Annotated in this window: 10 protein-coding genes; 9 read left to right on the top strand and 1 reads right to left on the bottom strand. The window is 65.5% G+C overall.

What is annotated here, in order from left to right:
- Positions 1-9: 9 nt before the first annotated feature.
- From G6R19_RS15960 to G6R19_RS15925, 8 genes are all read left to right on the top strand, one after another.
- A complete protein-coding gene (locus tag G6R19_RS15960; protein ID WP_163166726.1) occupies positions 10-765 on the top strand; it encodes a cytochrome c biogenesis protein CcdA in 756 nt (251 codons plus the stop codon).
- A complete protein-coding gene (locus tag G6R19_RS15955) occupies positions 765-2,519 on the top strand; it encodes a cytochrome c biogenesis protein ResB (protein ID WP_163166724.1) in 1,755 nt (584 codons plus the stop codon). Before G6R19_RS15960 ends, G6R19_RS15955 begins: the two co-directional genes overlap by 1 nt.
- Positions 2,519-3,604 (top strand): c-type cytochrome biogenesis protein CcsB, encoded by a 1,086-nt coding sequence (gene ccsB / locus G6R19_RS15950; protein ID WP_163166722.1) that lies wholly within the window; start codon positions 2,519-2,521, stop codon positions 3,602-3,604. Before G6R19_RS15955 ends, ccsB begins: the two co-directional genes overlap by 1 nt.
- 152 nt (positions 3,605-3,756) lie before the next feature.
- Positions 3,757-5,931, top strand: a complete 2,175-nt coding sequence (locus G6R19_RS15945) for an Hsp70 family protein (RefSeq protein ID WP_163166720.1) — start codon at positions 3,757-3,759, stop codon at positions 5,929-5,931.
- A gap of 91 nt (positions 5,932-6,022) precedes the next feature.
- Entirely contained in the window at positions 6,023-8,005 is a 1,983-nt protein-coding gene (locus G6R19_RS15940) for a helix-turn-helix transcriptional regulator (protein ID WP_240341915.1), read from the top strand.
- Between the two features lie 176 nt (positions 8,006-8,181).
- Positions 8,182-8,901, top strand: a complete 720-nt coding sequence (locus G6R19_RS20265) for an IniB N-terminal domain-containing protein (protein ID WP_205484492.1) — start codon at positions 8,182-8,184, stop codon at positions 8,899-8,901.
- Positions 8,902-8,953: 52 nt separating this feature from the next.
- Positions 8,954-10,840, top strand: coding sequence for a dynamin family protein (locus G6R19_RS15930; RefSeq protein WP_163166716.1), 1,887 nt, complete (start codon positions 8,954-8,956; stop codon positions 10,838-10,840).
- Positions 10,837-12,324 carry a dynamin family protein gene (locus G6R19_RS15925; protein WP_163166714.1) on the top strand — a complete coding sequence of 496 codons (1,488 nt, stop codon included), beginning with the start codon at positions 10,837-10,839 and terminating at the stop codon, positions 12,322-12,324. Before G6R19_RS15930 ends, G6R19_RS15925 begins: the two co-directional genes overlap by 4 nt.
- Positions 12,325-12,375: 51 nt before the next feature.
- Here the strand turns inward: G6R19_RS15925 and G6R19_RS15920 are convergent, their stop codons facing one another.
- Positions 12,376-12,774, bottom strand: a complete 399-nt coding sequence (locus G6R19_RS15920) for a PLD nuclease N-terminal domain-containing protein (protein WP_163166712.1) — start codon at positions 12,772-12,774, stop codon at positions 12,376-12,378.
- Between the two features lie 62 nt (positions 12,775-12,836).
- On the opposite strand from G6R19_RS15920, the gene G6R19_RS15915 reads away from it, so the two are divergent.
- The gene (locus G6R19_RS15915) at positions 12,837-13,154 is read left to right on the top strand and encodes a DUF4229 domain-containing protein (RefSeq protein WP_205484490.1); all 318 of its coding nucleotides are present in this window, start codon (positions 12,837-12,839) and stop codon (positions 13,152-13,154) included.
- Positions 13,155-13,178 lie beyond the last annotated feature (24 nt).

Here is a 13,178-nt window from a genome sequence, read left to right as displayed (position 1 = left end):
CGCGGATCCGTGAACAGCCCCTTCGCCGAAGCCATCCTCAACGGCTCGCTCCTCCTTGCCATTCCGGTGGCGCTGCTGGCCGGACTGGTCTCCTTCCTGTCCCCGTGCGTACTTCCGCTGGTTCCCGGCTACCTGGGATACGTCACGGGTTTGTCAGGCGTGGACCTGGAGAAGCAGAAGCGCGGCCGGATGCTGCTGGGCATAGGGCTGTTCGTGCTGGGCTTTTCCGTGATTTTCGTCCTCCTCGGCGGTGCGTTCGGCCAGCTGGGCAGCCTGATCGCCGGGCCGCAGAATGCCTGGATCACGCAGGTCCTGGGCATCCTGGTGATCGTTATGGGCGTGGTGTTTATGGGCGGGTTCAGCTGGTTGCAGCGGGACGCCAAGATCCACGCCAAGCCGCCGGCGGGGCTGTGGGGGGCGCCGCTCCTGGGCCTCACGTTTGGCCTGGGCTGGGCCCCGTGCATCGGGCCCACCTACTCCGCGGTCCAGCTCCTGAGCCTGTCCGGCGGCTCGTCCGCCGCCAAGGGCGCATTCCTGGCCTTCGTCTACAGCCTCGGCCTGGGGATCCCCTTCCTGCTGATTGCTTTGGCGCTTCGGCGGGGGATGGGTGTCATGGCCTTCTTCCGCAAGCACCGGCTGGCAATCCAGCGCATCGGCGGCGGCATCCTGGTGGTCCTCGGGCTGCTGATGGCCAGCGGCGTCTGGGGCACCTGGGTCACCGGACTGCAGTACTGGTTCCAAACCGATGTGAAGTTGCCGATCTGATGAGCGAGCGCGTGAACGTAGACAAGAAATCGTCCGATCCGGTGGCTGAAGCCAAAGCGGAAGCGGCGCTGCCTGCGCTGGGGCTGATGGGCATGCTCCGCTGGGCCTGGACCCAGCTGACCAGCATGCGCACAGCGCTGTTCCTGCTGCTGCTCCTCGCCGTCGCGGCAGTCCCGGGCTCGCTGTTCCCCCAGCGCCCGGCCAACCCGTCAGTGGTCACCCAGTACATCAAGGACAACCCGGATTACGGCAAGCTGCTGGACACCCTGCAGTTGTACGACGTTTATTCCTCGGCCTGGTTCTCGGCCATCTACCTGCTGCTGTTCATCTCCCTCATCGGCTGTGTGGTGCCCCGGGCCATCGCCCACTACAAGGCGATGCGCTCCCAGCCCCCGCGGACGCCCAAGCGCCTGTCCCGCCTCCCTGAGTACGGCACCCTGGTCATTCCGGCCGACGCCGGGATCCCGGCGTCGGACGCCATCACCAGTGCCGCGGCGGTGCTGAAGAAGCGCGGCTACCGCGTGGAGGTCCGGGACAGCGGCGGCGAACGTCCCTCGTTGGGCGCGGAGCGCGGCTTCACAAAGGAAGTGGGAAACCTGGTGTTCCACACTTCCTTGATCGGAGTGCTGGTGTCCGTGGCCATCGGCGGACTGTTCGGCTACAGCGGCCAGCGGATCCTGGTGGAGGGTGACACCTTCGTGAACACCTTGGTGGGCTACGACCAGTTCACGCCCGGCACCAACTTCGAGTCCGGCCAGCTGCAGCCCTACTCCGTCCAGCTGGACAAGTTCGACATCACCTTCGACCGCGAGTCCGAGGGCAAGTTCGGCCAGCCCATCGACTTCTCGGCCGCCGTGACCACCAAGGAGAACCCGGACGCGCCGGCGCAGAAGGAAATCCTGAAGGTCAACGACCCCATCACACTGGGCGGCACCAGCATCTACCTCACCGGCAACGGGTACGCCCCCGTAGTGACCATCCGCGACGGCGACGGAAACGTGGCCATGCAGGGGCCGGTGGTGGCCAAGCTTCAGGGGGACAACTACTACTCCTCAGTGGTCATCAAGGTTCCCGATGCCAAGCCGGACCAGCTGGGCTTCGCCGGCTTCTTCCTGCCCACGGCCTTCATCTCGAACGAGGGGGTGTCCTTCAGCGGCGACCCCGACCTCTTCAACCCGCAGCTGACCCTGAACTCCTACTACGGGGACCTGGGCCTGGACGACGGCGCCCCGCAAAACGTCTTCGAGCTGGATGTGCAGGACCTCACTCCGCTGAACGCGAGGAACCTGGACGCCGGAGGCATCACCCTGGCCCCCGGCAGCAGCTACACGCTGCCGGACGGCAAGGGCACCATCAGCTTCGACGGCGTGAAGCGGTACATCGGCGTGGACATCCACCACAACCCCGGCCAGCTCTACGCGCTGATTTTCGCGCTCCTCGCGGTGGCCGGCCTGATCCTCTCCCTTTACGTCAACCGCCGCCGCGTCTGGGTCCGCACGGGCACCCACGCTGACGGCCGAACCATGGTGGAGTACGGGCTCCTGGCCCGCGGTGAGGACCACCGCCTCGCCGCGGAAGCCGAAGCCGTCCGGAAACTGCTGTCCGGGGAATGGCAGCTCGATGCAGAAGCAGCCGGGCCGGAAGCCCCCCAGCAAACGCCCAGCCGCGAGCAGGACAATGACCTCGGCGCGGCCACCACTACAGGCTCAGTCACCACCCCAGCAGGCCCCACCGGGCCCGAAAAGGACCAGTAATGCCGTACGGAATCAACGAAACCATGGGCCAGTACAGCGAGCTCTTTATGCTGCTCGCTGCAGGCACGTACACGGTGGCCTTCATAGCTTTCGCGTGGGACCTGGCCAAGAGCAGCAAGGCCCTGCGCGCCATCGACCTCAAGGCGGCGCAGGCGGAAGACCCGGCCCGGATGCCGGTGGGGGCCGGGGCGGGAGCCCGCAGCGAGTCGCACCTCGCCGGGCCGGCGGGCAGGGCTGAACGGCCGTCGTCGTCCGCCTCCCCGTCAGCAGAGAACGGGGCCGGGGGAGCCATCACCGCCGACGGCGACATGAAGTACGCTGCCGAAAGGCGCGCTCCCGCCCGGGTGGCCGTAGCCCTGACGGTCCTGGGTGCGCTGATCCATGGCGCCGGGGTGCTGACCCGCGCGCTGGGCGCGGGCCGGGTGCCCTGGGGCAACATGTACGAGTTCCTCACCACCGGCGCCTTCGTTGCCGCCGCCGTGTTCCTGCTGGTGCTGATCCGCCGCGACCTGCGCTTCCTCGGCACGTTCGTAGTGGGCCTGGTCATTATTATGCTGGTGGCCGCTTCCGTGGCGTACTGGACGCCCGTTGGCCACCTGGTTCCCGCCCTGCAGAGCTACTGGCTGATCATCCACGTGTCCATCGCCGTGCTCTCCTCGGCCCTGTTCACCCTGACGTTCGCGATGTCGGCGCTGCAGCTGGTCCAGGCGCGCCGGCTGAAGACCGTTGCCGCCGGCGGTACGGACAAGCTGGGCTTTATGCGGCTGGTGCCGTCCGCGCTGAGCCTCGAGAACCTTTCCTACCGCATCAACGCCATCGCGTTCATCGGATGGACCTTCACTCTCATGTTTGGCGCCATCTGGGCCGAGAAAGCCTGGGGCCGGTTCTGGGGCTGGGACACCAAGGAAGTGTGGACGTTCGTTATCTGGGTTGTCTACGCGGGCTACCTGCACGCCCGCGCAACCCGCGGCTGGACAGGAACGCGCGCAGCTTGGTTGTCGATCGTTGGCTACCTCTGCGTTATCTTCAACTTCACCATCGTGAACCAGTTCTTTAACGGGCTTCACTCGTATTCGGGCCTCTGAGCAGGGGTTTCTCCCTAATGCCCGCTGTACCGCGGGCAAATAACAAATCGGTGTAGCAATGGGGGTATTCGCGGTCCCGGCCGTGATGCTACCTTGGTGACGTGCGCCCGTGATGAAGCTTGCTGGCGACCACGAGTTTTACCGAGGTACCCATGAGCTACGTTCTCGCCATTGATGTGGGGACCAGTTTCACGGCGGCCGCTGTTGTCCGTTTTCATGACGGAGCCGCGCCAGTTCCGGAGTGCCTGCCGCTGGGCCTTCGGGGATCAGCTGTGCCGTCTGTGGTGTATTACCCGGAGGAAGGCCCCGTCCTGGTGGGGGAGGCCGCGGAGCGCCGCGGGCTCGATTCCCCTGGGCGCGTAGTTCGTGAGTTCAAGCGCCGGGTGGGCGATGCTGTGCCCATCTCAGTAGGCATGCGGTCGCTCCCAGCCGAGGACGTCTTCGCCACCATGGCCCGGTGGGTGGCAGACCGGGCAACCGAGCGCGAGGCTGAGCCGCCGTCGGAAATCATCCTGACCCATCCCGCCGCATGGGGCGCCCACCGGACGTCCCTCATCAAGGACGCCCTTGCTGCAGCCGGACTTGGGAAAGTCACCCTGCTGAGCGAACCGGAAGCAGCCGCCCTGCATTATGCCTCGCAGGTGCGGGTGGAAGCCGGCAGTACCATCGCTGTGTACGACCTCGGCGGTGGGACCTTCGATACTGCTGTCCTCCGTAAGACTGCCAGCAACCGCTTCGAACTGCTGGGGCGGCCGGAGGGCTTTGAAGACCTGGGCGGCGCCGACTTTGATGCCGCCCTTTTCCGTTTCGTGGCTGAAAACACCGGTGGGGCCCTGGCAGAGCTGGACACCGCCGAGCCTGGAGTGCTCGCCGCGCTGGCCCGGCTGCGACGGGAGTGCGTGGAAGCCAAGGAAGCGCTCTCCTCCGACAGCGAGGCGAGCATCTCCGTGCTCCTGCCGGGCATCCAGCAGCAGGTCCGCCTGGTCCGCCCGGAATTCGAAGCACTGATTGAGGAACACATTCGGGACACGGTGGACGCGCTGGAACAATCGCTGGGGCAGCTGGAGCTGGGGCCCCCGGACCTCACCGCTGTGTTGCTCATTGGCGGATCTTCCCGGATTCCCCTCGTTGCACAGCTGATCTCGGAGCAGCTTGACAGGCCCATCGCCGTGGATGCCGACCCCAAATCGTCAATCTGCCTGGGCGCCGCCGTTTCCGCAGTGCTGGGGCAACCAGCCCCCACTGAGGCTTCTGCCGCGGTGGATCCCGGTTCAGCCGGCACAGGCGGCGAAAGCCCACAAAGTCCTGCCCCGGAAAGTGGGCACATTCCTGTTCGGGTGGTCCCGTGGTCACGAAACGCAACGACGGCGCCAGGTTCCGCCACGGCAGCGGCCCGCGGGCCAGGCTCCAGGGAGAGGGGAGGAGCGCACGCGCCGAAACCGAGGGTGCGGCTCACTGCTATCGCGGCTACCGCTGCCTTATTCACGGTTCTTAGCGCCACCGCCGCCCAAAGTCCGGAAGGCTTCAGCGGCCTGACATCCGTGTTCGTCCCGCCTGCCGGAGCTTCGGACTCCTTCGAGACACTTCCGCCCACAGGAACCGGTGGCAGTGGGACAGGCCCCACGGCCGCCGCTGCGGCGGATGCCCGGCTGCCAGTAACAGGCATCGAGGCCAGCGGGAAGCAGGGTGGCTCCTCCCAGGCGGCGGCCCTCGGGTTGGAGGCCGGGCCCACCAGCCGGTTGTCCGCTGTTGCGGCTATCAACAATGGTGTTTCCGCGGAAACCTCCGCCGGCGGTGCAGCGCCGGCTGCCGTCGCTGAGGGCAATGGGGCAACGGAAACTGCGCCAGGGGCCGGAGGCACGACGACCACACCCTCGGATACGGCGACTACCGGCGAGACGCCGCCCGGCAGTCCGTCCGAAACGCCGTCCGCTACTCCGTCCGAGACCTCGTCCGGCAGTCCGTCCGAAACGCCGTCCGAAAACTCATCGGGCAGCCCGACCGGAACGCCGTCCGGCAGCCAGACCGGAACGCCGACCGGAACGGCATCCGGCAGCCAGACCGGAAGGCCGACCGGCACCTCGACCCGAACGGCGTCAGGCACCTCGACCGGAACGGCGTCCGGCAACTCGACCGGAACGGCAAGCGCTACTCCTACAGATAAAGCAATAACGGCGATGCCGGCAACGGACGGTTCGCCTTCGCCGACGGTTCAGGATTCGCCCTCGCCAACGGTTGGCGTGTCCCCGTCGCCATTGCTGGAGGGGTTTCCGGACTCCGATCAATCCTTCACGGCCTCGGCCACTACCACGACGCCGGCAGCCTAAGATGGTCAGCTATCAGTCGCACGTACAAAAGCCGGCTTTTCGTCATCCGGAACAGGAGCCCCAGGGACCTGCACCCCACAGTACAGAGCTCATGGCCAGCCAACTCGAGGGCGAGAATGGGGCCGTCCGGGAACTGCTGTTGGCGTTGTCCGTAGGTTTTGCCCTGCCGGGACCGCTGCCCGCCGAGCTGCAGCGCAGGATCGACGGCGACGGGACGGGCAGCCTTGATGCCCTGATACAACGGGCAGAGTCCTCTGGTCTCCTGACTCCTGACGGAACTGTCGCAGGCCCTGTGCAGCATGAGCTGCTCACTGTCGCCCCCACAACCAAGGTGCACGCCCTTCAGCGGGAGCTCGTGACGGTTTACGCAGCGAACGGCCAGCCGTTGGGAGATCTCGCCCGGGAGCTGGCCCGGGCCGGACTTGCCGATACGCGCGTGGCAGCGGAACTGGAGCGTTCCGGCGACAAGGCCCTTGAGCACGATCCCGGATTGGCATACCAGCTTTACGATGAAGCCCTGCTGGCCGGCGGCGACGAGAAAGCCACTGCGGCGCGGCGTGCCCAGGCCGCCGCAGCCAACGGCGACCTTGACGCCGCTGCACGCATTGTGGACACCCTCCTGGTACAGAAGGATCCGCCGGACGTGCGCCGTGCCGCCGACGTTGCTGCCGCCGTCTGGGCCCAGCGAGGCATGCTGGGCCGTGGGGCCGACGTCTACCGTTGGCTGGGACCCTCCCGGCTGGGCCCATCCGGACCCCTTGCTGCCGTTGCCCTGATTGGCTCCGGCAACCGGGCCGATGCGGAAGCCATCTTCCGCGCCGACGCACCACCCGCGTCGCCGACGCTGCTCGCAACCACCCTTGCCCAAACCGGCAAAGGCATCCTCCAATCGCTTGCCGGCGACTCCCATCAGGGCCTCCAGATGCTCATCCATGCCTCGGACATGCTCAACGCAGCGGATACTGTACTTCCCCTGCCCGAGACGCCGGCTGCGCTGGCAGCCCTGATGGCCCTGCACAGCGGGGAGCCGAACCTGGCGGAAACAATTTGCCGGTCAGCAGCTGCCGCTGGTCAGGGGGGCGATGCAGCCAAGCCAAGGCTGTTCCTGCTGAAAGCATGGTCAGCGATGATGCAGGACCGGCTCGACGACGCCCGGCTCTCCATCAATGAGGCATCGAAGGCGAACCACTGGCCGCTGGTGCCGCGGGACGAGTTCCTTTGTTCGGCATTGGAAGTGGGCATAGCCCGCCGTAACGGCGATGTTCCCGGGCTTATCAAGGCGTGGGAACGGGCGCGTGAAGCGACGCTCCACACGGCCGTAGACCTGTACAGCCTTCTCCCGTGGGGCGAGCTGATGATCGCAGCCGCCCGCCTTCGGGAGGGCCGCAGGGTTATCCCTTACCTTGATGAGGCATGGAACTTGCTGGAGCGACTCGGAGATCCTCCGCTGTGGGCCGTCCCATTCCACTGGTCGGCAGTCCAGGCAGCCCTTCTGAACGAACGGCCCGCCGACCTGGCACCGCATGCCGCGGCGTTGGCCCGCGCCGCTGGGCAAAGCCACCTCGCCGCCGTGTTCGCGGCGGCAGGGAGAGCCTGGGTAACCGTGCTGGCCGAGCGGTTCCATCCTGACGATGTCGAGACGGCGGCACGGGGCCTGGGCGGCGTGGGAATGCGTTGGGAAGGAGCCAGGCTTGCAGGCCACGCGGCAGCCCGGTCGGATGACCGCAAAGACATGGTGCGCCTGCTGTCCTGCGCCCGGGACCTTCACCCGCAGGCCAGTTCGGCCGGCACGGGTGGATCCGTGCCGGCCGAATCCCGCAATGCTCCCCCCACTGATACGGGTAACGCGATGCACCCGGATGGCGCAGGGCTTAGCGAGCGGGAAAAGGAAGTCGCCAGGCTGGTGCTTGACGGCAAGACCTACCGTGAAATTGGCGAAGCCATTTACATCTCCCCCCGGACCGCGGAGCACCACATCGCACGGATGCGGCGCCGGCTGGGTGCTGAAAACCGCTCGGATCTGCTGGCTAAGCTGCGGGTTGCCTTGGGCCCGGAAAGTCAAGCCCATGACTAGCCCCTAACGCCCCAAAGAGGGCCGGCGCCGGTTCCCCACCAAGGCGGCCACCGGTTAGGGGAACCGCCCCGATGCCCCGTCCCCGGCAGCAACAGTACGTTTGATCCAGGCTCGACATCCAGGCTCGACATCCAGGCCGGAGAATCGGACAACACTAAAGATTTGAGGACCAGCACATGACAGTCGCAAAGGATGTCGTCCAGTTCCTAATGAACCTCTTCGGCGACCGCCAGGCGGCGCAGGACTTCCTGGATGATCCCGAAGGCGTTCTGGAAAACCACGGTCTGGGGGGTGTCCGCTCCGCGGATGTTGATGCGGCAATGCCAGTCGTCCTCGATTACGCTCCCATCAGCGTCAATGCATCCCGCTTCGACCAGCACTACAACCCCGGCGGCAACGATGCCAGTACCGGCCATGCCGGCAGTGGCTGGACCCCGCCTCCCGGTGCCGGCGGGCACGACGACCACGGACACGCGGTCGAGCAGCTTCAGCACGTAGTAGCAAATTACGCCTACCCCTCGGCGGGAGATGACCGCAGCGCCGTCCTGGACCAGTCCGTGAGCCAAAACATCTGGGCGGACGGCGATGTTGAGCAATGGTTCGACAGTGACTCGCTTGCCTTCGGCGGCCCTGCCCCCGGTGTTGGAAGCGACATGGGCTTCGCCGATACCAGGATTGACAACCTGTTCGACTTTGACGTTGCCACTGATGCCCACGCGGAGAATGCGGGCCCCACCACCAACCCATCCATTTCCATCAGCGATTCCTTTAGCGAGGACACGGCCGCATACTTCGATAACGAGCCCAACTTCACCCAGGAAGACCCGGTCCTGGGCGATGTCGACGATGCCGCTGACGCTGAGGAGGCGGAGGACCACTTGGAGTTTGATTCCTAGGAACCCGTCAAGGTGCTATAACCGATCTGAGGCATAACGCAAAGGACAGGCTGTGGCAGAAACTGGACCGGCAAACCCATCAACACCGGTGACGGCTGGGCAGCTGATCCAACTTGTGGAGCACGGCCTTCAACTCGTCGGCACTGGAGACCGGGAGGATCTGCGAAAACGCCTGGACCTGACCTTGGGGAGGCTTAAGGATCCCAGCATCCGGGTCATCGTGGTGGGTGAGTTTAAGCAGGGCAAGAGCAAGCTCATCAACGCCCTGGTCGGCGCACCGGCCTGCCCTGTTGACGACGACATTGCTACCTCCGTGCCCACGGTTGTGCGCTACGGGGATCCGGCGTCGGCCGCGGTCCTGACCCCCAAGGCAGACGCGGGCCCTGGCGACGACGGCATCGCTGAACGCCAGCCAATCCCCATCACCGAGCTCCCGGCCTATGTTTCCGAAAAGGGGAACCCCGGGAACAGCAGGAAACTCCTGGCTGCCGAAGTATGCCTGCCCCGTAAGATCCTGGCCGGCGGACTTAGTGTCATCGATTCACCCGGCGTGGGGGGAATGGGGTCCGCCCACACCCTGGCCACCCTCACGGCATTGCCCACGGCTGATGCGATGCTCCTGGTCTCGGACGCCTCGCAGGAGTACACCGAACCGGAGCTGCGCTTCCTCCGCCAGGCCATGCGGATCACCCCCAACGTTGTGGGGGTCCTGACCAAAACCGACCTTTACCCGGACTGGCGGCGGGTGGAAGAGACGGATCGATGCCACCTCGGCACGGTCGCCCCCGATATTCCGCTGTTTCCCGTGTCCTCCGACCTCCGCCTCGAAGCAGCACGCCTGCAGGACAGTGAACTGAACGTTGAATCGGGCTTTCCTGAATTGATTGCCTACCTTCTCAACGCGATCGTGGGGCAGGCGCAGCGCCTCCAGCGCCGCTCGGTCAGCCAGGACCTGCTGGGTGTCACCGAAAACCTGCGCCTTTCCCTGCAATCTGAGCTTGCAGCACTGGAAAACCCTGAAGGCACGCCCCAGATGATAGCGGAGCTGGAGCTGGCAAAGGCAGAGGCGGATGACCTGCGGAAACGCTCTGCACGCTGGCAAATCACGCTCAACGACGGCGTCAGCGACCTTATCGCCGACATGGAGTACGATCTCCGAAACCGCCTTCGCCAGGTCCAACGGGAAGCCGAAACCGCCATTGAGCAGGAGGACCCGGGACCCGTCTGGGCGGAATTTTCACAGTGGCTGGAGGAATGTGTTGCCGCCGCCATTTCTGACACCTTCGTCTTGACCAGCGAGCGGGCGGAATGGCTCGCTGCGCAGGTGGCTGAGCACTTCGCGGCAGAGGAAGCGCGGTTGCCGGTGATGCACGCTTCCAATTCGGCAGACCTGCTAATTCCCGTGGATGCGATGCCGGGGATGGATTCAGGACACGTGAACCCGGTGCAAAAAGTGCTGATCGGCATGCGAGGGTCCTACGGCGGCGTGCTCATGTTCGGGCTCCTGACCGGGATCTTCGGTATGGCACTCATCAACCCTCTCTCTTTGGGCGCCGGCCTACTGCTGGGACGCAAGGCTTACCGCGAAGATAAGGAAGCGCGGCTCAAGCGCCGTCAGGTTGAAGCCAAGGCCCTGGTCAGGCGGCAGCTCGACGACGTTACCTTCCAGGTCGGCAAGCAACTGAAGGACCGGCTGCGTCTGGTGCAGCGCACCATCCGCGACCACTTCACCGAGATAGCGGACGAGCATCACCGCTCCCTCGCCGATTCTGTGGCGGCGGCACAGACGGCCGCCAACACCTACGCACTGGAAAAGGACGCCCGCATCAGGGACATCAAGGCTGAGCTCAAGAAGGTGGATGCCCTCCACCACGCCGCGGAGGCAGTTGCTGCAGAAGTATCGGACGCCGCCAACAGGACCCCTGAGGGCGCACAATGAATCGCTCAACAATTGCCGGAGCCGTGGACCTGGTTCAGGAGGCGTTGAAAGTCTACGGCGACGATCCCGCAAGCGCCGCCGTTCTGGAAGGATTAGCCCGGAGGCTCGCGGAGCCGCTGCGCATTGCGATTGCGGGCATGGTGAAAGCCGGCAAGTCCACCCTGCTCAACGCGATTATCGGCGAGGAGATAGCGCCCACAGACACGGGCGAGTGTACCCGGATCATCACCTGGTATCGGCATGGGCACACTCCCCGGATCACCTTGTATCCCCTGGAAGGCAAGCCCCGGACCTTGCCGCTAAAACGCGTGGACGGCCGGCTTGTGTTCGTGCTGGGGGAGGTGCGGGCCAGTGATGTGGACCGGCTGGACGTGGAATGGCCGTCGCCGGCGCTGCGGAACATGACCCTGATCGACACCCCCGGCATCGCTTCGCTGTCCGAAGATGTGTCTGCCCGCTCCACCGCCTTCCTGGCCCCTGCGGATACGCAGTCGGAAGCGGACGCGATCATTTACCTGATGCGCCACATGCACGCCGCGGACCTGCGGTTCCTCGAATCCTTCCGGGACACGGAAGCGGGACGCTCAGGCACGGTCAACGCAATCGCGGTCCTCGCGCGGGCCGATGAAGTGGGTGGCGGCCGCATCGATTCGCTGCTTTCCGCAGGAGAGATTGCGGACAGGTACCGTCATGACCATAACCTGCGGAAGCTCGCACTGGGAGTGGTGCCGGTGGCAGGCCTCCTCGCCCAGAGCGCCCGGACAATGCGGCAGCAGGACTTCGCAGCACTTCAACTGCTGGCGGGGCTGGACCGTGCCGACCGCGAAAAGATGTTGCTCTCGGCTGACAGGTTCCTTCGGTCCACCATGCCGGAAGGGCTGAGCGCGGAGTCCAGGGCCTCCCTGCTGGGGAGATACGGGCTGTTCGGCATCCGGCTGGCTGTAGTCCTGATCCCGAACGGATTCAACGAACCTACCCCGCTGGCGCACGAGCTCGCGAGGCGCAGCGGCCTGGATCCGTTGCTGGACCTGTTGGACCGCCAGTTCCAGGCGCGTGCCGAGGCATTGAAGGCACGGACGGCCCTGGTGGGAGTGGAAACCCTGCTGCGCACTTCCCCCCGCCCGGGGACCGGGCACCTGGCCGCAGACCTGGAGCGGCTTCAGGCAAACGCGCATGAGTTCAGGGAACTGAGGCTGCTCGCTACGCTTCGGACCACGGGCGTGCCGCTCAGCCCCGAACTGGCTGCGGAGGCCGAGGGCCTGGTCGGCGGCTGGGGCGCAGCGTCATACGCGCGGCTGGGGCTGACTGCAGACACAACGCCAGGCGAGCTCGCTGATGAGGCCCGCCGCCATCTGGTTCGATGGCGCGCCGTTGCCGAGAACCCGCTGACGGACCGTTCAGCCCTTGATGCCTGCCGGGTTGTCGTTCGCAGTTGCGAGGGAGTGCTGGCGGAATCGTCGGCCCGCCAACGCCAGCCAGCCTAACAACCCGCCTAACAACGGGGGAGCCCGCCGACTGCTCGTCAGCGAAGCGCCCTACTTCAGGCCGTCGTTATCGTGTTCGTCGGTCTCGTGCTTGTCCTTGCCGCTGCCCTTGCCGTCGTCCTTCGCCTTGGCATCCATGTCGTCCTTGAGCTTCTTGAGGCGCTCTGCTTCTGCCTGGTTGCGGCGGCGGGCTTCGAGGTTGCGGAGGAAGTCCGGATCATCGTCAGGCGCGGTGGGATGGCGCTGGCTCTGCTGCTGGGGAGAGCTGCCACGTGGCCGGCCGATCAGGAGCCAGAGAATGGCACCGACCACTGGCAGGACGATCATGACCACGATCCAGGCTGGCTTGGAGATCCCTCGGGTGAGGCGTCCGTCAGTGCGGATCACGTCCACGAGGCCATACACGAAGATGACGAGGACTGCGACGGCCAAAGCCACACGGAGGAGCATGCCATTAAGTCTATCGTCAGGAGGCGCAGGGGCCTTGGGCGGGAGGCGGCTAAACTTGAATAGTGGCCTTTTTGAAATATTCCCTGATCCGCCTGGCTCTGTTCGCGCCCCTGTTTGTGGTTTTTATGCTGCTTCAGCTGGGCGTGCTGATGTCCGTGATCTGTGCAGCCCTGATCGCTTTCGCCGTGAGCTACCTCTTCTTCCAGAAGCAGCGGGACGAGGCGGCCGCGGCGATCCACCAGCGTTTCTCGGGCAAGGCCAAGCCGATCCGTTCAGCCAATGAAGTCCAGGACGCCCACGCGGAGGACACCCTCCTGGACGCCAACCCGGACATCGCCATCAGCAATGACGCCAAGGACCCCAAGCGCAGCAGTTCGTAGCGCAAGCCCCCTGCGGCAAAAAGG

It is taken from the genome of Arthrobacter sp. Alg241-R88, assembly GCF_900537115.1.
In the GTDB taxonomy this organism is placed as follows: Bacteria; Actinomycetota; Actinomycetes; order Actinomycetales; family Micrococcaceae; genus Arthrobacter.
The sequence above is the reverse complement of the archived record's forward strand: the minus strand, read 5'-3'. Positions and strand labels throughout refer to the sequence as shown.

Excerpts from the sequence above, each read along its gene's own strand:
- G6R19_RS15955 (WP_163166724.1), top strand. The coding sequence starts at position 765 with ATGAGCGAGCGCGTGAACGTAGACAAGAAATCGTCCGATCCGGTGGCT.
- ccsB (WP_163166722.1), top strand. The coding sequence starts at position 2,519 with ATGCCGTACGGAATCAACGAAACCATGGGCCAGTACAGCGAGCTCTTT.
- G6R19_RS15945 (WP_163166720.1), top strand. The coding sequence starts at position 3,757 with ATGAGCTACGTTCTCGCCATTGATGTGGGGACCAGTTTCACGGCGGCC.
- G6R19_RS15940 (WP_240341915.1), top strand. The coding sequence starts at position 6,023 with ATGGCCAGCCAACTCGAGGGCGAGAATGGGGCCGTCCGGGAACTGCTG.
- G6R19_RS20265 (WP_205484492.1), top strand. The coding sequence starts at position 8,182 with ATGACAGTCGCAAAGGATGTCGTCCAGTTCCTAATGAACCTCTTCGGC.
- G6R19_RS15925 (WP_163166714.1), top strand. The coding sequence starts at position 10,837 with ATGAATCGCTCAACAATTGCCGGAGCCGTGGACCTGGTTCAGGAGGCG.
- G6R19_RS15920 (WP_163166712.1), bottom strand. The coding sequence starts at position 12,774 with ATGCTCCTCCGTGTGGCTTTGGCCGTCGCAGTCCTCGTCATCTTCGTG.